Raw genomic sequence first — 22,768 nt, forward strand, 5'->3', positions numbered from 1 at the left:
GCGGGCCGGAGGAGCCGGCGGGGCGACCGGACGACGGGCGGGGCGGCGGATCACCGCGAGACCGCGCCGGCTCATCGGGCGGCCCGCCGGCAGCTCACCGGAGCGCCCCGAGGAGAGCTCCCGGGAGCACCCCGGGAAGCGCCCCACGGAGAGCGCCCGGGAGAGCCGCTGCAGGGCATTCCCCGGAGGATCCACCGGAAGCCTTCGCGACCCCTTCGAAAGCCGCCCCGGCAAAGCGGACATGACTCGTCAATAGGTCACGGGGCGACAAGTGGCGAGCCGGCCCGCGTCCGGACTCGCGGCCCGGGCGCGCGGTTGCCTCTCACAGCAGACCCACACTGTGACCTGCGTCACTCCGCGCGTCCTCCGATTAAAGCGGGCTTGGCCAACCGTGTGAACGGATGGTAAGCCACGGGCAATTCGGGCGTATTGCTGAAAACCCGTGATCACGCCCGTGATCGGGTGCGACCGTTTTGTCCGTTAAGGCGTCAATAAAGGTGGGGACTAAGCGGATTCACAGATTCCGAACGTAACTGTGTCGCAACACACGTTTCTTGATGGGACCCCTACCGCCCTGATAGCGCTAGTACTCATGTCCCACACCGCTCACATACCCAGCCACCGGAAGCCCCGCCAGAGTGCCTCGAAGACTGCGCTGCGGGCAGGAGTTGCCGGTGGCGTCCTCAGCACCATCGCGGTCGCCGGTGCCGCCGGTCCGGCTCAGGCCGAGCCGGTGACCCAGACCATCGAGATGCCCACGATCACGGCCGGGCTCTCCACCACCGTCGCCGCATCCGCACAAGCCACGCAGCAGGTCGCTCTCGACATCGAGACGCAGGCCCACGAGGACGCGGCCGCGGCCTACGCCGCCAAGACCGCCAAGAAGGCCAAGGCCGAGGCGGTCCGCAAGGCCGAGGCCGAGAAGAAGGCCCAAGCAGCCGCCGAGGCCGAGGCCAAGGCGGAGGCCGCCGAGCGCGCCTCCCGTACCGCCGAGCGCACGACGCTCAGCGCTTCCTCGGACTCCTCCGATTCCTCCGTCTCCTCCTCCTCCTCGCCGTCCTACTCCTCGAACGCCACGGGCTCCGCGGCGTCCGTCGTCGCGTTCGCGCAGTCGCAGGTCGGCGACGCGTACGTCTCCGGCGGCACCGGCCCCAACTCCTGGGACTGCTCCGGCCTGGTCCAGGCCGCGTTCCGCACGGTGGGCGTCGACCTGCCGCGCGTCTCGCAGAGCCAGTCGACCGCCGGCACCCAGGTCTCGCTCAGCAACCTGCAGCCCGGCGACATCCTGTACTGGGGCGGCGCGGGCAGCGCGTACCACGTCGGGATCTACATCGGCGACGGCCAGTTCGTCGGTGCGCAGAACTCCTCCACCGGTGTGGTCCAGAAGTCCCTCGACTACGACCCGCCGTCGGGCGCCGTCCGCGTTCTCTGATTCACAAGCGCCGGTCGCGCACGTGCCGCTACCGCACGCACCGGAACGCCTGAGTACGACAGCGGGCCGTCGCTCCCCCTCGGGAGTGACGGCCCGTCATCGTGCTGTGGTCCGGGTACCGGGGGCCGTGTCCGCCACCGGCGTGTCCGCCGACGCGCCCCTGTCCGCCGACGCGCCCCTGTCCGTCTCGGTGGCAGCCTCGGCCGGGCGGCGCGGCCCCGGTACTCCGGCGGTCCCCACCGCCGCCCCGTCGCGCCGCAGGAGCAGCACGCCCACCACGCACGTGAGGCCCGCCAGCACGAAGCCGTACGCGGGGGTCGACCCCGAGGGCTGGGTCTCGTAGACGAGCGCCGCCGACAGCACGGTCACCGCGCTCCGCGCCCGGCCCTCGCCCGCGGTGGCGGCGAGCACGACCGTGCCCCACAGCAGGTACCACGGCTGCACCATCGGCGAGAGGGCCACCAGCGCCACCAGCGCCAGGCCCAGGGCGTGCACCGGTTCGGTACGCCCGGTCGCCGAGCGCCACGCCAGGTGGGCGATCAGCACGAGGGCCGCCGCCAGGCCCAGGTTCTGCACCGCGGTCCTGACCGGGTCCGGGTCGGTACCCGCCACCAGCCGCAGCAGGTGCCCCAGGCCCAGGCCGAGGTCGCTGCTGGCCGACAGGGCGGTGTGGATGCGGCCCGCGACCCCCTGGGTCGCCAGCCAGCCGAAGCCCGTGCCGCCGAGCAGGGTCGCCCCCAGGGCGACCGCCCCGGCGACCAGCCCTGGCGCCAGCAGCCCCTTGGCCACCCGGCGTACGAGGGGACCGGCCGCGGCCCTGCCCACCAGCACACCGACGAACAGCAGCGCCAGCGCCGCCGGGGACTTCACCGTCATGGCGAGCCCGATGAGCGCGGAGCCGGCGACCCACCGCCCCCGCAGGGCGAGGACGGCGCCGGCCAGCATCAGACCGGCCATCAGTCCGTCGTTGTGGACGCCCCCGACCACGTGCGTCAGCAGCAGCGGGTTCAGGGCGCCCAGCCACAGCGCGGCGCTCTCGCTGCGGCCGTGCTCCCGGGCCAGGTGCCGCAGGGAGTGGACGACGAGCACCAGCGCGCCCAGCGCGACGATCCGCATCCCCAGCACCGCCGGGACGATGGTCCCGCCGGTCGCCCATGCCACGCCCCGCGCGAGGATCAGGAAGAACGGGCCGTAGGGCGCGGGCGTATCGGTCCAATGCCCTCCGACACTCGCCGCCGCGTCCCCGCCCGGCCCGGCGGGGTCGAGCACCGACGGCCCCGCGCTGTAGACGTCGTGGCCCTCGAGGACCATCGCCCCCTGAGCGATGTAGCTGTAGACGTCGGCGCTGTAGAGCGGCGGTGCCAGGACGAGCGGTGCCGCCCACCAGACCAGGGTGACCAGGGTGTGACGGACGGAGGCCCCCGCCCTGCCGTACAGCCACCAGGCCACGACGAGCAGCGTGAGGCCGCCGTACGCCAGGGCGTGACCCGCGGCGCTCACCAGCGGCCCGTGCGGGACCCACAGTCCCCACGGGTCATGGGCCGGCAGTGTGCCGACGGCCCAGCCGCCCAGGGCGGCGGCGGCCGATGCTGCCGCGCCCAGCCGGCGGTATCCGCCGGCGCTCCACGCCCCCATTGCCCGCATGGCCGAAACCTACCGCAGCGTGTGCGGGGCGCGGTCCACAGGACCGGGCCCCGGGCGCCGGGCGATCAGGCCTTCGGGGCCACCTTCGAGAGTCCGTTGATGATGCGGTCCATGGCGTCCCCACCCGTCGGATCGGTCAGGTTGGCGAGCATCTTCAACGTGAACTTCATCAGGACCGGGTGGGTCAGACCGCGCTGGGTCGCGATCTTCATGACCTTCGGGTTGCCGATCATCTTCACGAAGGCACGGCCCAGCGTGTAGTAGCCGCCGTAGGTGTCCTTGAGGATCTTCGGGTAGCTGTGCAGGGCCAGTTCGCGCTGGGCGGGGGTCGCCCGGGCGTGGGCCTGGACGATGACGTCCGCCGCGAGCTGCCCGGACTCCATGGCGTACGCGATGCCTTCGCCGTTGAAGGGGTTGACGAGGCCGCCCGCGTCACCGACGAGCAGCAGGCCCTTGGTGTAGTGCGGCTGGCGGTTGAAGGCCATCGGGAGGGCGGCGCCCCGGATCGGCGTCGTCATGTTCTCGGGGGTGTATCCCCAGTCCTCGGGCATGGAGGCGCACCAGGCCTTGAGCACCTCGCGCCAGTCGAGCTCCTTGAAGGCGGACGAGGAGTTGAGGATGCCGAGGCCGACGTTGGAGGTGCCGTCGCCCATGCCGAAGATCCAGCCGTAGCCGGGCAGCAGGCGGTCCTCGGCGCCGCGGCGGTCCCACAGCTCCAGCCAGGACTCCAGGTAGTCGTCGTCGTGGCGGGGGGAGGTGAAGTACGTACGGACCGCGACGCCCATCGGACGGTCCTCGCGGCGGTGCAGGCCCATGTGGAGGGAGAGCCGGGTGGAGTTGCCGTCGGCGGCGACGACGAGCGGGGCGTGGAAGGTGACCGGGGTCTTCTCCTCGCCGAGCTTGGCGTGGACGCCGGTGATGCGGCCGGTGCGCTCGTCCTTGACCGGTTCGCCGACGTTGCAGCGCTCGTAGAGCCGGGCGCCCGCCTTCTGGGCCTGACGGGCCAGCTGCTCGTCGAAGTCGTCGCGCTTGCGGACCAGACCGTAGTCCGGGTACGAGGCGAGATCCGGCCAGTCCAGCTGGAGGCGGACGCCTCCGCCGATGATGCGCAGGCCCTTGTTCCGCAGCCAGCCGGCCTCTTCGGAGATGTCGATGCCCATGGAGACGAGCTGCTTGGTGGCGCGCGGGGTGAGTCCGTCGCCGCAGACCTTCTCCCGGGGGAAGGCCGTCTTCTCCAGGAGGAGGACGTCGAGTCCGGCCTTGGCGAGGTGGTACGCGGTCGTGGAGCCGGCTGGGCCCGCTCCGACGACGATCACGTCCGCGCTGTGCTCGGAGAGGGGCTCGGTCACGGTCGGATCTCCCGAAGACTCGAAATCGCGTGCCGCGCGGCACATGTCGCGTGCAGTCTATGGGTGCCTGCTGATCCGTTACCGAAGGGCTCCCCGATGTCGCTCGCGCCCCCCGCCGCCCCCTCCGTACACCTGCGTGTCCCGACCGACGAGGACACCCTGGCCTGGCACCGCGTCTTCGACGACCCCGAGGTGATGGAGTTCCACGGCGGCCGGCCGGCCGAGTACTCGGTCTACGAGGAGCTGACGGCCCGGCAGCGCCGGCACGACGCCGAGCTGGGTTACTGCCTGTGGACGCTCACCGACGACACCGGGCAGGTGCTCGGCTTCACGGGTGCACAGCCGTGGCCGCACACGTCCTTCGGCCCGGTGGGCGCCACCGAGATCGGGTGGCGGCTCGGCCGGGCCGCCTGGGGGCGCGGCTACGCCACCGCCGCGGCGCGCGCCACGCTGGAGCGGGTGCGCGCGGCGGGCGTCACCGAAGTCGTGGCGATGATCAACGCGCGCAACGAGCGTTCCCTGGCGGTCGCCCGGCGGCTCGGCATGCGCAGGGCGGAGACGTACACGACTCCGGTGACGAAGCAGGAGGCCCACTGCTTCCGGCTGGAGCTGTGAGGACCGCCCCACCGCGCACGCACGGTGGGGCGGTCCCGGGTTCAGGCGCGCACGCCCCGGTGCAGCGCCACGACGCCTCCGGTGAGGTTGCGCCAGCCGACTCCGGACCAGCCGGCCTTCTGCAGCAGGCCCGCGAGTCCGGCCTGGTCGGGCCAGGCACGGATCGACTCGGCGAGGTAGACGTAGGCGTCCGGGTTGCTGCACACCGTGCGGGCGACCGGCGGCAGCGCCCGCATCAGGTACTCCGTGTAGACCCGGCGGAACGGCGCCCAGGTCGGCTGCGAGAACTCGCAGATCACGACCCGGCCACCGGGCTTGGTCACCCGGTACAGCTCACGCAGCGCCTGGTCGGTGTCCTGGATGTTGCGCAGGCCGAAGGAGATCGTGACGGCGTCGAAGGTCTCGTCCTTGAACGGGAGCCTGGTGCCGTCGCCCGCGGTGAACGGCATCCACGGGTGGCGCTCCTTGCCGACCCGCAGCATGCCGATCGAGAAGTCGCAGGGCACCACGTAGGCGCCGGCCTGCGCGAACGGCTGCGAGGAGGTGGCGGTTCCGGCGGCCAGGTCCAGGATCTTCTGCGCCGGGCGGGCGTCGACGGCCCGGGCGACCTCCCTGCGCCAGAGCCGGGCCTGCCCGAGGGAGATCACATCATTGGTGAGGTCGTAGTTCGCCGCGACATCGTCGAACATCGAGGCGACTTCGTGCGGCTGCTTTTCCAGGGATGCTCGGGTCACCCACCCATTGTGCCGGTCGCGCCCCGGCGGGGGCCGGGCAGGACCGTACGTGGCGCGACCCCCTCGGGTTGCCCGTCCGGATCCGGGGGGACAGAGGGATCAGCGGGACAGGGGGGCAGGGGGACAGCGGAACGGGGGTCAGCGGGACAGGGAGGGGCAGGGGGTCACGTCCCGCGAGCCCGGCACGATCCGGACGGGAAGCCCCTGGGCCGCCGTACGCGTCCGCGCACCGGAGCGGACGGCCCCGCGCCACCGCGGCGCCCCCGCCCCGTTCACCGGTGGCAATATCCATCCGTTCGTATTCGCCTTCAACCTTTTCGGCTCCGCCCCTCTCTGTAAGGAGTGGGAGCCGGTACCGACGGCGCCCTGGTGGTCGGAGGCGGAGGGAGGGCAGATGCACGCGGACGCGGAAGGGGCGGTCACGGACAGCGACAGCTTCGGGGCATACGTGCTCGGCGACGTGCCGCCCGACACGGCCGGCGTCGTCCGCCCCCCTGGACAGCGACGTCTCCCTCACCGTCCCGCCACCGCAGCCGGCTCACGTGACGAAGCCGGCGCACTCCGCCCGGCCACCGACCGCCTCCGTGGGATCCGCTCCGCTCACACCGACCCAGCTGTTCCGCGCGGTGGACGACGCGCGGTTCCAGGCACTGGTGAGGTACGCCGACGCGCATCCCGTACTGAAGAGTGGAAATGACCAGTGCCGACCGACCGACACCTCCCCGACCGTGACCCGCGGCGTTCCGGACACACCTCGCGCCTCCCGGGCCGGGCGCTGCGAGGGCTCCGCGGCCGGCGCCGCGTCGGCCTCGCCGTGCTGGCGCTGGTGGCCGGTGTCGTCCTGGCCGCGGCGCTCCTCGACCTGCTGCCGGGCTCCGGCGGCGGAGCGGCGGTCGCGGAGGGGTCCTCACCGGCGCCGTCCCACCCCGCCTCCCCGGGACACGGGTCCCCGCCGTTCGCGTCCGCCGAGGACACCGTGCCCGCCTCCCCGCCCGCCTCTTCCGAGGCCCCGGCCACGGGGCCGGACGTGCCCGGGTCGGGACCGGGAACCTTCACCGTCGCCCGGGCCGGGCTCTCGCGTGCCACGGGTGGGAACCACTACCGCGTGGAGGTGGAGGACGGCCTCGACGTCGATCCGGACGAGGCCGCCGACGACATCGGGGAGATACTCGCCGACCCACGTGGCTGGGCCCACGGGGGCAGGACGTCCTTCCACCAGGTGGCCGACGCCTCGGCGGGACTGGTGATCAAGATCGCCACCCCGGACACCACGGACGAGATCTGCGGCAGGTACGGACTGGACACCGGCGGTGAGGTCAACTGCCGCGTCGGCGAGACGGTCATGGTCAACCTGAAGCGCTGGGAGCTCGGTTCACCGACCTTCGACGGTCCGGCATCGGAGTACCGGGCCCTGATCATCAATCACGAGGTCGGCCATTGGCTCGGGCACGGTCACGAGACCTGTCCCGGCGCCGGCCGTCCGGCCCCCGCGATGATGCAGCAGATCAAGGGACTCAAGGGCTGCAGGTCCAACGCCTGGCCGTACGACGAGCACGGCCGCTACCTGAGCGGCCCGTCCGTACCGTAGGCCGCCTCCGCCCTGGGTGGCCGGACCGGGCCCACGCCGGCCCGGGGCCCGCCGGCCCGGGGCCACGCCGGCCCGGGGCCACGCCGGACCGCGTCGGCCCCGGCGCCCCGTGCTCACCTCCGCCGGTGGACCAGCCGCCCGCCGAGCACCGTGGCCACGCAGGTCCAGGCGCCCGCCACCTCCAGCGCGGCCTCGTCGGGCACGTCGAAGACGGCCAGGTCGGCGCGGCCGCCGACGGTGAGGGGGCCGTGCACGGAGCCCGGCAGGTCGCGGCCGTGGACGAACGGGTCCAGGGACGGCTCCCCCGGGAGGCCGCCGGGAGGCCCGGCGACCGCCGTGAGTCCCGAGCGGGCCACGGCGGTGCGTACGGCCTGGTCGCCGAACGGGCCCGCGAGGTGCGTGGTGCCGTGGCGCAGCATCCGCTGCAGCCCCCTGCGCACGCTGCCGGTCCGGCGCGGTTCGTCCAGCCGGCCCGCCAGCCGTTCGAACTCCGCGCCGGTCAGCGGTTCTTCGCCCAGCTCGTCCGCCTCGCGGGGGTCGGGGTGGTAGCAGCGGGTCAGCAGGGGGGCGCCGTGCCACTGCCGCAGGCCGGGGGTGAGGACGCCCGGCCATCGGCGGACGCGGGCCGTGGGGTGCGCGTCCATGACCGCTTCGTACGGCCCGAGGGCCACGACGCGGTCGCCGTCCACGGCGACCGCACCCGCGGACACGGCTGCCGCGCCGACCGGAAGAACCAGCGGCGCGGCATGAACGGTCAGCACGGCTGGCTCAGTTGGCGCTCAGGAGCTTCAGCTCCGGATGCGCCGTACCGCCCGAGATCGCCGTGGACGAGATGTGCGAGACGACGCGCTCGTCGACCGGGTCGTTCGCCGGGTCGTCGTGCACCACGAGGTGCTCGTACGTCGTGGCGCGCTGTGCCGGGACGCGGCCCGCCTTGCGGATCAGGTCGATGATCTCCTGCCGGTTCGAACGGTGCTTGGCACCGGCCGAGGAGACGACGTTCTCCTCCAGCATGATCGAGCCGAGGTCGTCCGCGCCGTAGTGCAGCGACAGCTGGCCGACCTCCTTGCCGGTGGTCAGCCACGAGCCCTGGATGTGGGCGACGTTGTCGAGGAAGAGCCGGGCGATGGCGATCATCCGCAGGTACTCGAAGAGCGTGGCCTGCGTCTGTCCCTTCAGCTTGTTGTTCTCCGGCTGGTAGGTGTACGGGATGAAGGCGCGGAAGCCGCCGGTCCGGTCCTGCACGTCGCGGATCATCCGCAGGTGCTCGATGCGCTCGGCGTTCGTCTCGCCGGTGCCCATCAGCATGGTGGAGGTGGACTCGACGCCCAGGTTGTGCGCGATCTCCATGATCTCGAGCCACCGCTCGCCGGACTCCTTGAGCGGGGCGATCGCCGTGCGGGGCCGGGCGGGCAGCAGTTCGGCGCCGGCGCCCGCGAAGGAGTCGAGCCCGGCGGCGTGGATCCGCCGGATGGCCTCCTCGGCGGTCACGCCGGAGATACGGGCCATGTGCTCGATCTCGGAGGCGCCCAGCGAGTGGATGACCAGCTGCGGGAACGCCTTCTTGATCGCGGAGAAGTGCTCCTCGTAGTACTCGACGCCGTAGTCCGGGTGGTGGCCGCCCTGGAACATGATCTGCGTTCCGCCCAGTTCGACGGTCTCCGCGCAGCGGCGCAGGATGTCGTCGAGGTCGCGGGACCAGCCCTTGGCGGTGTCCTTGGGGGCTGCGTAGAACGCGCAGAACTTGCACGCCGTGACACAGACGTTGGTGTAGTTGATGTTGCGCTCGATGATGTACGTCGCGATGTGCTCCGTACCGGCGTAGCGGCGGCGGCGTACGGCGTCGGCGGCGGAGCCCAGCGCGTGCAGCGGGGCCGACCGGTACAGGTCGAGGGCCTCTTCCGGAGTGATCCGCCCGCCTTCGGCGGCGCGGTCGAGGACGGGCTGAAGGTCGGCCTTCTCGGTCACCGGGCTGTCACCTTTCGGCGGTTTTTCAACGGATCTACGGACCGATCCAGCCTACGCCAGCCCTTGCCGGGGTCAGCCGCCGGACCGGGTGAGCGTGCCCTTCGGGTTGCCCGCGGCCTCCTCGTGGGACTGGTAGCGCAGGGTGCCGGCCGAGGTGAGCGTGAACACGAGGTCGGCGTCACCGCCGGTGCACAGGGCGCTGCGGGCGTTGTCCGGGTCGGTGCGCTCCCGGACCTTCAGCTCCACGGACGTGGCGGAGACGAGCGTGCCGACGCCCTTGCAGACGACGCTCGTGCCGAGCGCGTCGAGCCGGTGCGTCAGCCGGACCACGTCCTCACCCTCGGCGCCCTCGGTGAACACGGCGGTGACCGTGCCGTGCGGCAGCCCGCTGCGTTCGGTGGCGGAACCCTGCCAGGTGCCGACGAACGCCGGGGGGAGCGCGCCGGCGGACGCGGACGGCCGGGGCGAACCGGAAGCGGTGGCCGCCGGGGGCTGCGCCGCCCCCTCGTCACCGTGCTGGTCACTGCCGGCGCCCGGGAACCAGTCCCCCAGCGTCGCGGCGCCGACGGTCACGACGGCGAGCGCCCCGGCGACGGCCAGCGCGACGGTGCAGCTCACCCGCCGCCCCCGGCGAGCCCCTGACTGCGGGCCCGGCTGCGCGCCGGAGTCCATGGTGAAGGCGATACGGGCGCCGGAGCCGCCGCCGTCCCCTGTGACGGACGGCGGCAGGTCCGGCGGTGGCGGTGGGAGCGGGGGGCCGAAGGTGCCGAGCGGCGCGCTCGGCAGGGACGCGTTGCTGAACGGGACCGGACCCGACTGCACCGGCGCCTCCTGGGGCTCCAGGTCCAGCAACGCCACCGCCGCGCGGCTGACCTCGCGCTCCAGGGAAGTCGGCAGCCACCCGGCCGCCACCAGTACGGCGGCCCCGCCGGGCGCGAGCGTGCGGGCCAGCTCCGCCGGGGCGGGCCGGTCGGCCGGGTCCTTGGCGAGGCACCCTGCGACCACTTCGCGCAGTTCCCCTTCCAGGTCGCCGAGTTCGGGTTCCTCGTGCACCACCTTGTAGAGCAGTACGGCGGAGGAGTCGCCCGGGAAGGGGGCGTTGCCGGTCGCCGCGTAGGCGAGTACCGCTCCGAGTGAGAAGACGTCGGCCGCGCCCGAGATGTCCAGGCCCCGGATCTGCTCCGGCGCCATGTAACCGGGCGAGCCGACGGAGACCCCGGTGGAGGTGAGGGAGACGGTGGCGCCGAGGGCCCGGGCGATCCCGAAGTCGATCAGCCGGGGGCCGTCGAGGGCGAGCAGGACGTTGGACGGTTTCACGTCCCGGTGGATGAGACCGTGCGCGTGCACGGCGTGGAGCGCCTCTCCGAGGCCGGCCCCCAGGGTCCGTACCGCGTGTTCGGGCAGGGGGCCGTGCCGGGTGACCGCGTCGGAGAGCGGCGGCCCCGCCACGTAACCCGTCGCCACCCAGGGCACGGGGGCGTCCGGGTCGGCGTCCAGGACGGGAGCCGTCCACTGCGCGCCGAGCCGGCGCGCGGCGTCGACCTCGCGCCGGAATCTCGCGCGGAACTGCTCGTCGAGTGCGAAGTGGGGGTGGACGACCTTGACGGCGACGGTCCGTCCACCGGCGCTGCGGCCGAGATAGACACGGCCCATGCCGCCGGCGCCGAGCCTGCCGAGCAGCCGGTAGGCGCCGATCGTCCGCGGTTCGCCGGCTTCCAGCGGCTGCATATGGTCTCCCCCTGTGGACCGTGGGACCTCCGAGGCAGCCTAGAGGCCCCGGGTCGCACGGTCACAGAGAACCCTTCTGCCGATTTCACCCCTAACGGCACGAAGCGCGGTTTTCGCCACCGCGAAAGGCGTGAATACATCGTTCGCAGGTGCGTATCGGCGTTCACCGGCGGGATACCGGAACGCAGACCGGGGGGTGCGCGCCGCGGCATCCGCTATTCGCCGCCCCGGCCGCCCCGGCCATTCGCGGCTTTGCCGGGGGAACGGAATGCGGGCCGCACTCCGGGGGAAAGGAGAGGGGCTGCGAGCAGGCCGGAGAGGAAGCCCGGAGAGGAAGGCAGGGAAGGGGGGAGAGGCCGGCCGGTAAGGCCGACCAGAACGCCGGCCGGGAAGGTACGGGATTCACCTTCCCTCCCGCACCATTCCCGTGCGCCGGTCTCAGCCGCCGAGCAGTTCCACCCGTACGTCCGCGGGGAAGCCGGTCGTGGGGCCCGTCCTGCGGGCGAACTCGCGCACGCCTGCCAGCTGGTCCGGACCGAAGCGGAAGTCCAGGGTGGTGAAGTAGCGCTCCAGCACCTCGGCGTCGAAGAGCTCCCAGCGGGCCGCCTGCTCCGCGACCTTGGTGACCTCCTCCAGAGACAGGTCGCGTGAGGCCAGGAACGCCTCGTGCACCTTCTTCACCAGGAGGGGATGCGAGGCCAGGTAGTCCTTACGGGCCGCCCAGACCGCGAAGACGAACGGCAGCCCCGTCCATTCCTTCCACATCTGCCCCAGGTCGTGGACCTGCAGCCCGAGCCGAGGGGCATCGTGCAGATGCGCACGCAGCGCGGCGTCGCCGATGAGGACGGCCGCGTCGGCCTCCTGCATCATCAGACCGAGGTCGGGCGGGCAGGTGTAGTAGTCGGGAGTGACGCCGTAGCGCTCGGCGAGCAGCAGCTGGGCCAGCCGCACGGAGGTGCGGGAGGTCGAGCCGAGCGCCACCCGGGCCCCGTCGAGCCTGTCGAGCGGCAGCTGCGAAACGATCACGCACGACATCACGGGACCGTCGCAGCCGACCGCGATGTCGGGGAGAGCGACCAGGTCATCGGCGTTGCGGAGGAACTCGACCAGGGTTACGGGAGCGATGTCCAGGTCCCCTCTGATCAGCTGCTCGCTGAGTCTCTCCGGGGTGTCCTTCGAGAGCTCGAGATCGAGCAGGGTTCCGGTCCGTGCCAGGCCCCAGTACAGGGGCAGGCAGTTGAGGAACTGGATGTGGCCGACGCGCGGCCTGCTGCGACGGTCGTCGCCTTCCACGGGAGAGACGGTTGAATTGTCCACATCGTGAGGCTAGACCCGTGTCCGCCGACGGCCGTCATCGGGGCCGTCCGGAGAGTCTCCGGGAGTCTTGTCCGTCAGCTCTTCGGCGACCCGGTCGAACTTCCGGGTGAAGTGATCTTTCCCTCTACCGCTCCCCGCGGAGTGCGTGCTAGGCTCGCTCGCAAGTTGCAGTTTGGTTTCCCTTGCAGTACAGAGCCTGCGGAGCATGTAACCCGCAGGCTTTTGTAGTTTTCAGACTTGTTTGCAGGTTCTGGAGCAGGGCAACCCTTTGGCCCAAGGAGGGCTTATGGCTACCGGAACCGTCAAGTGGTTCAACGCTGAAAAGGGCTTCGGCTTCATCGCCCAGGACGGCGGCGGCCCGGATGTCTTCGTTCACTATTCCGCGATCAACGCGGCCGGGTTCCGCTCCCTCGAGGAGAACCAGGTCGTGAACTTCGACGTCACTCAGGGACCCAAGGGTCCGCAGGCTGAGAACGTCACCCCGGCCTAGTTGCCCGGGTCGGCCGATCGCGGCCGGCTGGTAGTACCCAAGGAGCCCGGCTCCTCCGCCCCGGCGGAGGAGCCGGGCTCCTGCCTTGTGGCACGCGGCGGGACCGCTCGGCCTTGTCACCGGCCACGATGGCCGCCGCGGCGGCGGCACGGCCGGCCCTGGTCGAGGCGAGGCTCCGGTCCATCGGGAGCGAGGGGCGCGTGCCCGGGAACGACGTCGTCGTGCGGAGGCCCCGACGGTCCGGATCGCCGAGCCGACCGCGACGGCCGCGGGTCGCCGGCCGCAGGACATCACCCCGGCGTCAGGCTGCTGTACGCCGGTCCGTTCCCCCTGCCGGCCACGGCGGGCGTCGCCCACACCGGCCCGGGGCATCGCCTGGCACGAGGACGCCCCGGCCGGGGACGGCCCGGTCACCGCCCCCGCCGGCATGACCGCCCGGGCCCCGCCCGGACCGCCCGGCCCGCTCGGCGGCACGGACGGCACCGCCGTCGAACCGCCCGCGTCATAGGCCGCGGCCGTCGTCCACCACGGCGCCTCGGACCACGGCCCGGCGACCGGGCAGGCTCCTGCCCGCCGGACCGACGGGCAGGGCCGGCGTCCCGCCGCCCTGCCCGGGAGGTGACCCCCGGCCACGCCCGGGAGGTGACCTGGAGTGTCCGGCGGATTTCGAGCAGTGGGTCACCGAACCCCCGTCTGTGTCCTGTCGGCTGACCCGCCGTCACCTTCCGTGCGGTCCCTCCGCCCCCCATCATGTCGAGGGCCTGTGCAGAGCGTCACCCGATGCTGACGAGCCCGCCCATAACAAGGCAGACTGTTGAGGGCGACAGCAGCGGTACGGAGCAGAGCGGGATCAGCAGGACCGGCGGGGCTAGCAGGACAGGGGGCATCATGGACCGCGACAACAAACCCGGCGTGCGCGTTCCGGGGCAACGCGCCCCGCGGGAACGGGTGGCCGTCACCGACCTGCGCTTCACCGTGCTCGGCCCGGTCCGCGCCTGGCGCGGCGGCGAGGCCCTGCCCTCCGGCTCCCCGCAGCAGCGGGCCCTGCTGGCCGCCCTGCTCCTGCGCGACGGCCGTACGGCCACCGCTGCCGAACTCATCGACGCTCTCTGGGGTGACGACCCCCCGTCCCAGGCGCTGGCGACGGTACGGACGTACGCCTCCCGGCTCCGCAAGACACTGGGCCAGGACACCCTGGTCAGCGAGGCGGGGGGCTACGCGGTCCGGATCCCCCGCGAGGCCCTCGACCTGACGCTCGCCCAGGACCTGGCCACCGAGGCGGAGAAGGCCCGTGGCGCCGGGGACCGCTGCCAGGCCCGCACGCTGATCAACAAGCTGCTCGGCCTCTGGGACGGCGAGGCGCTCGCCTCCCTGCCCGGGCCGTACGCGGAGAACCGGCGCACCAGCCTCGAGGAGTGGCGCCTCCAGCTCACCGAGACCCGGCTGGACCTGGACCTGGAGGTCGGCTGCCACGCGGAGGCCGTCTCCGAGCTGACCGCGCTCACCGCCGCGCACCCCTTGCGTGAACGGCTGCGCGAACTGCTGATGGTCGCCCTGTACCGCAGCGGCCGGCAGGCCGAGGCCCTCGCGGTGTACGCCGACACCCGCCGCCTGCTCGCGGAGGAACTGGGCGTCGACCCACGGCCGGAACTGGCCCAGCTCCAGCAGCGGATCCTCCGGGCGGACGAGGAACTGGCCCGCCCGGCAGACGAACCGGCCACGGCCTCCGCCCCGGTCCGTCCCGCCCAGCTCCCGGCCACCGTCCCGGACTTCACGGGCCGCGTCTCCTTCGTGCGCGAGCTGGGCGACCGGCTCGTCACCGCCGAGGGCTCCGTGATGTCGGTCTCCGCGCTCGCCGGCATCGGCGGCGTCGGCAAGACGACCCTCGCCGTGCACGTCGCCCACCAGGCACGCCCGCACTTCCCGGACGGCCAGCTCTACGTCGACCTCCAGGGCGCGGGGGCCCGGGCCGCCGAACCCGAGACCGTGCTCGGCTCGTTCCTGCGCGCCCTGGGCACGCCCGACTCCGCGATTCCGGACTCCCTGGACGAGCGGGCCGCGCTCTACCGCTCCACCCTCGACGGCCGCCGCATCCTGGTCCTGCTCGACAACGCCCACGACGCGGCCCAGATCCGGCCGCTGCTCCCCGGCACCGAGGGCTGTGCGGCGCTGATCACCAGTCGTGTCCGCATGGTCGACCTGGCCGGCGCGCACCTCGTGGACCTGGACGTGATGTCGCCCGAGGAGGCCCTGCAGCTCTTCACCCGCATCGTCGGCGACGAACGCGTGCGCTCGGAGCGTGAGGCCGCCCTGGACGTGGTGGCCGCGTGCGGCTTCCTGCCGCTGGCCATCCGCATCGCCGCCTCCCGGCTGGCCGCCCGCCGCACCTGGACGGTCTCGGTCCTGGCCGCGAAGCTCGCCGACGAACGCCGCCGGCTCGACGAACTCCAGGCCGGCGACCTCGCGGTGAAGGCCACGTTCGAGCTCGGCTACGGCCAGCTGGAGCCCGCCCAGGCCCGTGCCTTCCGCCTCCTCGGCCTGGCGGACGGCCCGGACATCTCCCTCGCGGCGGCGGCCGCACTCCTGAACCTGGGCCCCCACACGGCGGAGGACCTCCTGGAGTCCCTGGTCGACACCAGCCTCCTGGAGTCGGCGGCCCCGGGCCGCTACCGCTACCACGACCTGGTGCGCCTCTACGCGCGTTCGTGCGCGGAACGCGACGAACAGACCCCGGTGGAACGGGAGCTGGCCCTCTCCCGCCTGCTGGACTTCTACCTGGCGACGGCGGCGGGGGTGTACGCGCTGGAGCGGCCGGGGGAGCGGGTACTCGACCACTTCGCGCGCACCGAATACCCCGGGCTCGCTTTCCAGGTCCGTGAGACCGCGCTGGACTGGCTCTTCTCGGAGTCCAGCGCACTGTTGGCCTGCGCGACCCAGTCAGCGGGATCCCGTATGCCGCGGCGTGCCGCGGACCTGCTCATGGCCGTGGTGGACCTGGGTGAGTCCGGTGCCAACTCCCACCAGTTCGCCACGACGGCGAAGGCGGTGAGCGACGCGGCACGGACAGCGGGAGACGCACAGGCCGAGGGCAGGGCACGCACGATGCTGACCCACGCCCTCAGCGTCTCCGGACGGTTCGCGGAGGCGGAGACCGAGGCCCGGCGCGCGCTGGAACTCGGCCGGCTGGCCGATGATCCCGTCTCCCTCGGACAGGTCCCCAACCAGCGGGGAATCATCGCCCTGTACGAGAACCGGCACGCGGACGCGGAGAACCACCTCAGTGAAGCGCTGGCCGCCTTCCGCGAGGACGGCAACAAGCCCGGTGAGGCCTCCGCCCTGTGCAACCTCTCCCGCGTCCACCTGGCCACGGGGAGAACGGCGAGCGCTGTGGACCTCGCCCAGCAGGGCGTCGGCATCTACGAGGCGGACACCTCGGGGCTGGCCCTGCGCCTCGCCAACGGGAAGTACGCCCTGGGGCTGGCGCTCACCGGTACCGGGCGGACGGCCTCCGCCCAGGAGGCGCTCACCGAAGCCATGTCGATCTTCCGCGACAGCCGGCAGCAACTCTGGCACGGCATGACCCTGTTCCGGCTGGCCGAGTTGCACCTCGCCATCCGTCAGCCCGCCCTCGCGGCGTCGCACGCCGAGCAGGCGCTGGCGATCCTGCGCGGTATCGGCGGTGACTGGCGCCGCGCGAACGTGCTCACCGCGCTGGGACGCGGGCTCGCGGGCATCGGCCAGACGGACCGCGCCCAGGTCTGCTGGAAGGAGGCGCTCTCGATCTTCGACGACCTCGGCTCACCCGAGGCCGCCTCCGTGCGCGAACTCCTGGCACCGGCCCCCGTCGCGAGGGCATCCTGACCGGCGTTCATCAATCGTTTATCGCCTGACGGCACTCTCTACTCATCGATCCGTCGCGTCGGGGGGCAGACGGATTGGCGAGTGGCCTCACCAATAAGGTGATCGGCCCTGGGAGCCCGCCCGGCGATCCACGGGGGAACCGCCGGGCGGGCTCCTCATCCGCTGTCACAACGTTTCAGGAGTTGAACTTCATGGCCGACAAGAGCGACATCCTCAAGCCGACGGACGCGCACGCCACCGGCGGGGACATCACCACCCAGGACGCGCACGCCACCGGTTCACCGCTCAAGCCGACGGACGCGCACGCCACCGGCGGGGACATCACCACCCTGGACGCGCACGCCACGAGTGAGCCGGCCAACTAGACCTCAATCGCACGGGGGAGCGGCCGCGGCGGCGCGGAGGGGGAGCCGTCGCGGCCGCCGCATGCGCGTGTGCGGATGGGGCGCCGCATGCGCGTGTGCGGATGGGCCGCCGCATGCGCGTGTGCGGATGCGGCCGCCGCATGCGCGTGTGCGGACATGCGCCTCAGGCCGGCACGGCTTCCGCATGCCGTCCTCCCGCGAGGTCGCGTACGCGCCCGGCCGCTCCCGCTCATGCCGGCACTCCGTGGCACGAGCGCCGTACGCGCCGAAACACGCCCGGGCCGACTCGCCGCCGATCCCCTCGGCGAGTTCGGCCGAGGACGGTCAGTAGCGCAGCTCCGCCGTGACCTGGCAGCGCTTCACGCGGGAGACCAGGCGCGGGCTGTCCATGGCGACGGTGATGATCTCGGCCTCACCGGCACCGACCTCGACGTCGGCCTCGCCCGTGTCGACGGTCAGGCCCTTGGCGTCGAGGAACGTCACGTCCACGTCGTAGAGGTGTGTGCCCGCCGCGGTCGACCTGATCTCGATCGACGACGTGGTCAGGGCCCTGCGCTTGCCGCTCTTGGGCCGGGCGCAACGGATGACGCGGAGGGCGGGCGCCTCCGAGGCGGTGCTGACGGGCGTCTGCGACGCGTACGTCGTACCGCTGGAGGAGCCCGACGAGCCGTCGCCGTAGTCGTCATCGTCGTCGTAGTCGTGGTAGCTGCCGTTGCTCTTCTTCGAGTTGGAGCAGCCGCCCCCGGAACCACTGCTCTTGCCGCTCCGGCTCTTCCCGCTCTTGCCGCTCTTGCCGCCATGACTGGACGTCGAGAAACCGGTGAGTGCGAGCACCACCACGACCAGTACCGCTGCGAACCTGATCCGTCGCCGCATCATCGATGCAGCCCCCCTTGTTGTTGTCGGCTCTCCTGGCCGTCGCACGGCCGCGCGACACCGTAACGCACAGCATTCCGGCTCCGGACCCGCAGTCCGGTCATGGCCCTGTCACAGTCCGGTCATGGTCTGGTGGCGGGGCCAACCCGCACGGCGTAGCGTCGCAGGAGGGATCCGTACACGTCCGCAACGCCGGCCCGGGGGTTAGCGAACGCCGCAGGAGGCTGACCGATGATCCGCAACGTCCTGGGCTCGGTGATCGCTCTCATCGGAGCGGCGGCTGCCGTCCTGAGCCCTTTCCAGCACTGGTACGGCAACCGTCTCGGGCGGGACTACCGCATCCAGGACCTGTTCGGCGGCATCACCGGCGCGCACGCGGCGGTGATGACGTCGATCCTGCTGCCCTTCATGTTCGCCGCCCTCGTGGCCCTGATCGGCGTCGTCCTGCGATCCCGTGCCGTGGTGGCGGTCGCGGGGCTGATCGTGCTCGGCTTCACCGTGCTCTGGATGGTCCGCCAGGGGCAGGCGGCCGGAAGCCTGTCGGTCGGCGGCGACGGGTCCGGGCTCCGTCCGGGCGTCGCGTACGCCGCGGCGGGCGGGCTGCTGCTCCTGCTGGGCGCCGTCCTGATGTCGGGCCGCCCCCGGAAGCGTGGCCGGCGGCGCCGAGGGGACCCCGAGCCCTACGCGGCTCCCGGGGACGACCACCCGGACACCTGGCCGCCCACGCAGGAGCCCGGTCCGGCCGCGCAGACGTCACCCTGGCCGGAACAGGAGCGGAACCCGTACACGGGCCCGGACCCGCACGCCCGGCGCGAGGACCAGGGACAGTTCCATGAGGACCAGGGCCAGTTCCGTGAGGGTGAGGGCCAGTCCCGTGGCCCTCACCCGGCGCAGGACCGGGGCGAGGAGCAGGACACCGCCGCGTACCCCGTATGGGACAAGGACGTCGACCGCGACCAGCGGGACCAGGGCCGCTAGGGCCCTAGGGCGTGTTTCGAAAGTCCCGCCTGCCCGGGGGCGTCTGGCACGCACGCTCGCCGTGTTGTCGGGATCACCCCGATACACCCGGTATCGGGGCGACCCTCCGCCTTGCGATCGCACGCACCAGACGCCCCCGGGCCTGCCCTTCGGGCAGACGACGCTACTTTCGAAACACGCCCTAGGCCCGCGGTGCCCGGCTCCCCGTGCCCGTGCCCTTCAGCGCGTCCAGCGCGTACACGCACCGGTCCTTGCTGCACGCGTACACGACGCCCGCCTCCGCGACGGGTGAGCCGGTGATCTCACCGCCCGTGGCGAGCTTCCAGCGGAGCTGGCCGCCCGCCGCGTCCAGCGTGTAGAGCACGTGGTCCGCCGAACCGAAGTGGACCCGGCCGTCGGCGACCACCGGAGCTCCCACGACCTCGCCGCCCGCCGCGAACCGCCACTTCGGCGTACCGGTGACCGCGTCCAGCGTGTACAGCGCGCTGCCGCTGCCGACGTGTACGTTCCCCGCCGTGACCAGCACCGGCTCGATGGACTGACGGCCTTCCGTCGCGATGCGCCACCGGTCCTTGCCGGTCGACGCGTCCAGCGCGTAGACGGTGCCCAGGTAGTCCGCGAGGTACACCCCGCCGCCCGTGACCGCCGGCCCGGGGGCGAACGCGGGCGGGGAGAGGAAGACGGCCGGCGACTCGAAGTGCCAGCGCACCCGGCCCGAGACCGTGTCCACGGCCAGCACCCGGGTCCCCGCGGCGACGTACACGAAGCCGTCCGGCGCCGGTGACACCCGCACCGGTACACCGCCGCAGGAGGCCGCGTCACCGATGGGGTAGGACCACCGCTCGATGCCCGTGCGCGCGTCGACGGCCCGCAACCGGGCGTCCTGCCACAGGTACACCGTGCCGTCGTGGATGACGGGCCCTGCCTCCGCTGTCTCGAAGTCCGTCTGGACTCCCCCGGTCTCCCACAGCTTCTCGCCGCTCGACGCCTCCCAGGCCTGTACGCCGCCGCCCCGCGTCGCGGTCAGGACGGTGCCGCGGTCGGCCTTGAGGGAGTACACCCAGGCGTCGGTCTGCAGACGCCACCGCTCGTTGCCGGTGCCCGCGTCCAGCGCGTACAGGGACGGGCCGTCCGAGGCGTGGATCCGGCCGCCGTCGACGGCCATCGCCCAGGCCACGTCGCGGGTCTTGAACTGCCGTCGGCCGTTGCCCACGTCCAGCGCGTGGACCTCGAACGACGTCACGTACAACAGGTCGCCGACCACGACGGGGGTGCCCCACACATCGTTCGACATGCGGAAGCGCCAGGGCCGCCAGCGTTCCGGCCCGGCGGGCGCGGCTTCCGGGGACGGGGTGGGCGCGGGCACCGGCGCGGTCGCGGTACCCGCCGCACCGTTCGCCCCGGGAGCGCGCACCCAGCCGGTGGCCGGGTCCGCGTGCGCCGCGGCCGGACCGCGTACCTCCGCCGGACGCGGCCCGGGGCCGATCGGCACCTTGGCGCCGGGCAGCCGCACGGGGCCGCCGTCGGACGAGGGCGCGGGTGCGGTGCGGACGTCACCGCCGCTGCGCCATGCCCCGTCCCGGCCGGTACCCGGCGGGGGCTGCTGCGGAGGTGGCGGCACGGCCACCGGCGCGGGGGCGGCCACGACGGCGCGGCCACCGCCCCTGCGCTGCTCGATCATCGCCGTCGCCGAGGTGGGCAGCCAGGCGGACGCCGTACCGCTGTCGTCGCTGCCGGAGGCGAACAGGTGCGGGGCCAGCTGGGACTGCAGGTCGGCCGGGCTGGGCCGCCGTGTCGCGTCCATCTGCATGCAGGACTCGATCAGCGGGCGCAGATCGTCGGGCAGCCCCTCCGTGTCGGGGCCCTCGCGCAGCAGCATGAAGACGGTCTCCACCGGGTTCGCGCCGTGGAAGGGCGCGTGGCCCGTCGCCGCGAAGACGAGCGTCGAGCCGAGCGAGAACACGTCGCTGGCCCCCGTCACGCTGCGCGAGTCACGGGCCTGCTCGGGAGACATGTACGCCGGTGTTCCCACCGCGACGTTCGTCATGGTCAGCCGGGTGTTGGAGACGCCGGACGCGATGCCGAAGTCGATCACCCGGGGCCCGTCCTCGACGACGAGCACGTTCGACGGCTTGAGGTCGCGGTGGACGAGTCCCGCCCCGTGGATCGACTGCAGGGCCTCGGCGATCCCGGCGGCCAGCCACCGCACGGCCTGGGTCGGCATCGGCCCGCACTCGCTCACTATCTCCTCGAGCGAGGGAGCGGGAACGTAGGCGGTGGCCAGCCACGGGACGGCCGCCCGCGGATCGGCGTCCACCACGGCCGCGGTGTAGAAGCCGCTGACGGCGCGGGCCGCTTCCACCTCACGGGTGAAGCGGACCCGGAACAGCTGGTCCTCGGCCAGTTCCGTACGGACCGTCTTGATCGCCACCCGCCGGCCCGACGCCGACCGGGCGAGGTAGACCAGCCCCATGCCTCCGGCGCCGAGCCGTCCCAGCACCTCGAACGGGCCGATCCGCCGCGGGTCATGCTGCGTCAGCTGCTCCACTTGCCTGCCACCTCCCCGTACGGGCCCCAGGAAACGAAGCCCGCGAAATCCCGCCCTGTGCAGCGTCTCACCACTGAGCACCACCTGGCGGTGCGCACCTGATTCTTCCTGGCTCGGGGCCTGGTTGCGAACCCGGGGGCGGATCGGGGTGTCTTGTGGCACTCCACCCGTTTCAGGACAGCCGAAACGGAGCCGGAGAACGGCCGGAGTGCACCTCGGGCGCCGGCCGCAGCCCGCTAGGGCAGCAGTTCGGTCGGCTGAAGCACCGCGAAGGCGGCACCCTGGTCGTCCTGGAGCACCGCCATCCGGCCGTACGGGGTGTCGAAGGCCGGGGCCGAGATCCGGCCACCGAGGCGTACGGCCGTCTCGGCGGCCCGGACGCAGTCGGCCACGGCGAAGTAGCTCAGGAAGTAGCTCGGCAGCATCGCGGGGGACGCGTCCGGGATGACGCTGCGTCCGCCGATCGCACTGTCCGGGCCGGGCTCGGTGCCTGCCGGGGACCACATGCGGAAGTCCGCTCCGGACCCTTCGGTGCCGGGGTCGCCGTCCGGCGCCCCGTCCAGGTCCGTGCCGAGGAAGCCGAAGACCTCTTCGTAGAAGGCGTCGACCCGTTCGGGCTGCCGGGTGTGGACCTCGGTCCAGCAGAAGGCGCCCGGCTCGCCGTACTTCTCGAAACCCGCACGGTCACCGGCCTGCCAGAGACCGAAGACCGCACCGCCCGGGTCGGCCGCCTGGGCGAGGATTCCCGCCCGGCCGGCCCGTACCGGATCGGTGATCACCTGGCCGCCGGCCTTCCGGATCAGGGCCACGGTGGCGAGGATGTCGTCGGTGGAGAAGTAGACGCCCCACTCGGTCGGCATGCGCCCGTCCTGCTTGGCCGCGAGGGCGGCGACGAGCTTCCCGTCGCTGTACGCGTCGGCAAAGGGCATCCCGTCCTCCGCGTGGAAGGTCCAGCCGAAGAGCCCGCCGTAGAAGCGCTTGCCCGCTTCGAGGTCGGAGAGCGACACGTCCACCCAGCACGGCACGGACTGCGCGAATGCGGCCATGGCCCGGGTCCTTCCGTTGCGGTGACGCCCGTCACACTCAACGTATCGCCGGGCGTCGTGCCGCGCGCCCCGAAATCCCCTGGCGCACGGCCGCCACCCGCAGGAATAGAACTTCTGCGCGCATCGTGAAGGTGGCGCGCGCAGGGTGGACGAGCGTTGTCCACCGAAGTTATCCACAGGCTGTTGATAAGAAGATCACGTCGGCGGGCCTCCGCTGCGGGCACCGCCC

Annotated in this window: 17 protein-coding genes; 7 read left to right on the plus strand and 10 right to left on the minus strand. The window is 72.6% G+C overall.

What is annotated here, in order from left to right; all coding sequences use genetic code 11:
* The first annotated feature begins 592 nt into the window (after positions 1-592).
* Positions 593-1,432 (plus strand): C40 family peptidase, encoded by an 840-nt coding sequence (locus QFZ58_RS15710; protein WP_307125539.1) that lies wholly within the window; start codon positions 593-595, stop codon positions 1,430-1,432.
* A gap of 96 nt (positions 1,433-1,528) precedes the next feature.
* Here the strand turns inward: QFZ58_RS15710 and mptB are convergent, their stop codons facing one another.
* On the minus strand, positions 1,529-3,067 hold the full coding sequence (mptB, locus tag QFZ58_RS15715; RefSeq protein ID WP_307128878.1) for a polyprenol phosphomannose-dependent alpha 1,6 mannosyltransferase MptB: 1,539 nt from the start codon (positions 3,065-3,067) through the stop codon (positions 1,529-1,531).
* A gap of 74 nt (positions 3,068-3,141) precedes the next feature.
* Positions 3,142-4,425: a geranylgeranyl reductase family protein gene (locus tag QFZ58_RS15720; RefSeq protein ID WP_307125540.1), complete on the minus strand. Its 1,284-nt coding sequence runs from the start codon at positions 4,423-4,425 to the stop codon at positions 3,142-3,144.
* Positions 4,426-4,521: 96 nt separating this feature from the next.
* Between QFZ58_RS15720 and QFZ58_RS15725 the strand changes: the two genes are divergently transcribed.
* Entirely contained in the window at positions 4,522-5,040 is a 519-nt protein-coding gene (locus tag QFZ58_RS15725; protein WP_307125541.1) for a GNAT family N-acetyltransferase, read from the plus strand.
* Positions 5,041-5,081: 41 nt separating this feature from the next.
* Here the strand turns inward: QFZ58_RS15725 and QFZ58_RS15730 are convergent, their stop codons facing one another.
* Positions 5,082-5,774 carry a demethylmenaquinone methyltransferase gene (locus tag QFZ58_RS15730; protein ID WP_307125542.1) on the minus strand — a complete coding sequence of 231 codons (693 nt, stop codon included), beginning with the start codon at positions 5,772-5,774 and terminating at the stop codon, positions 5,082-5,084.
* 700 nt (positions 5,775-6,474) lie between these two features.
* Here QFZ58_RS15730 and QFZ58_RS15735 point away from each other — a divergent pair.
* Positions 6,475-7,362, plus strand: a complete 888-nt coding sequence (locus QFZ58_RS15735) for a DUF3152 domain-containing protein (protein ID WP_307125543.1) — start codon at positions 6,475-6,477, stop codon at positions 7,360-7,362.
* Positions 7,363-7,475: 113 nt separating this feature from the next.
* On the opposite strand, the gene QFZ58_RS15740 is transcribed toward QFZ58_RS15735, so the two are convergent.
* From QFZ58_RS15740 to QFZ58_RS15755, 4 genes are all read right to left on the minus strand, one after another.
* Positions 7,476-8,123, minus strand: coding sequence for a hypothetical protein (locus QFZ58_RS15740; protein ID WP_307125544.1), 648 nt, complete (start codon positions 8,121-8,123; stop codon positions 7,476-7,478).
* Between the two features lie 7 nt (positions 8,124-8,130).
* A complete protein-coding gene (gene mqnC / locus QFZ58_RS15745) occupies positions 8,131-9,330 on the minus strand; it encodes a cyclic dehypoxanthinyl futalosine synthase (RefSeq protein ID WP_307125545.1) in 1,200 nt (399 codons plus the stop codon).
* Between the two features lie 72 nt (positions 9,331-9,402).
* On the minus strand, positions 9,403-11,058 hold the full coding sequence (locus QFZ58_RS15750) for a serine/threonine-protein kinase (RefSeq protein WP_307125546.1): 1,656 nt from the start codon (positions 11,056-11,058) through the stop codon (positions 9,403-9,405).
* 438 nt (positions 11,059-11,496) lie between these two features.
* Positions 11,497-12,375: a menaquinone biosynthetic enzyme MqnA/MqnD family protein gene (locus QFZ58_RS15755; protein ID WP_307125547.1), complete on the minus strand. Its 879-nt coding sequence runs from the start codon at positions 12,373-12,375 to the stop codon at positions 11,497-11,499.
* Positions 12,376-12,661: 286 nt separating this feature from the next.
* Here QFZ58_RS15755 and QFZ58_RS15760 point away from each other — a divergent pair, with 286 nt between their 5' ends.
* From QFZ58_RS15760 to QFZ58_RS15770, 3 genes are all read left to right on the plus strand, one after another.
* Positions 12,662-12,865, plus strand: a complete 204-nt coding sequence (locus tag QFZ58_RS15760) for a cold-shock protein (protein WP_006347360.1) — start codon at positions 12,662-12,664, stop codon at positions 12,863-12,865.
* Positions 12,866-13,753: 888 nt separating this feature from the next.
* Positions 13,754-16,726: a BTAD domain-containing putative transcriptional regulator gene (locus tag QFZ58_RS15765; RefSeq protein WP_307125548.1), complete on the plus strand. Its 2,973-nt coding sequence runs from the start codon at positions 13,754-13,756 to the stop codon at positions 16,724-16,726.
* 191 nt (positions 16,727-16,917) lie between these two features.
* Entirely contained in the window at positions 16,918-17,091 is a 174-nt protein-coding gene (locus tag QFZ58_RS15770) for a hypothetical protein (protein WP_307125549.1), read from the plus strand.
* A gap of 324 nt (positions 17,092-17,415) precedes the next feature.
* Here QFZ58_RS15770 and QFZ58_RS15775 read toward each other — a convergent pair whose 3' ends face one another.
* Positions 17,416-17,970: a hypothetical protein gene (locus tag QFZ58_RS15775; RefSeq protein ID WP_307125550.1), complete on the minus strand. Its 555-nt coding sequence runs from the start codon at positions 17,968-17,970 to the stop codon at positions 17,416-17,418.
* Positions 17,971-18,198: 228 nt separating this feature from the next.
* Between QFZ58_RS15775 and QFZ58_RS15780 the strand changes: the two genes are divergently transcribed.
* Complete coding sequence (locus QFZ58_RS15780) at positions 18,199-18,945, plus strand: hypothetical protein (RefSeq protein ID WP_307125551.1); 747 nt, start codon at positions 18,199-18,201, stop codon at positions 18,943-18,945.
* A 181-nt stretch (positions 18,946-19,126) separates the two neighbouring features.
* Here QFZ58_RS15780 and QFZ58_RS15785 read toward each other — a convergent pair whose 3' ends face one another.
* Positions 19,127-21,493, minus strand: a complete 2,367-nt coding sequence (locus QFZ58_RS15785; protein ID WP_307125552.1) for a PQQ-binding-like beta-propeller repeat protein — start codon at positions 21,491-21,493, stop codon at positions 19,127-19,129.
* 236 nt (positions 21,494-21,729) lie between these two features.
* Positions 21,730-22,539 carry a VOC family protein gene (locus QFZ58_RS15790; protein WP_307125553.1) on the minus strand — a complete coding sequence of 270 codons (810 nt, stop codon included), beginning with the start codon at positions 22,537-22,539 and terminating at the stop codon, positions 21,730-21,732.
* Positions 22,540-22,768: the final 229 nt, after the last annotated feature.

This window comes from Streptomyces sp. B1I3 (genome assembly GCF_030816615.1).
Classification (GTDB): Bacteria; Actinomycetota; Actinomycetes; order Streptomycetales; family Streptomycetaceae; genus Streptomyces.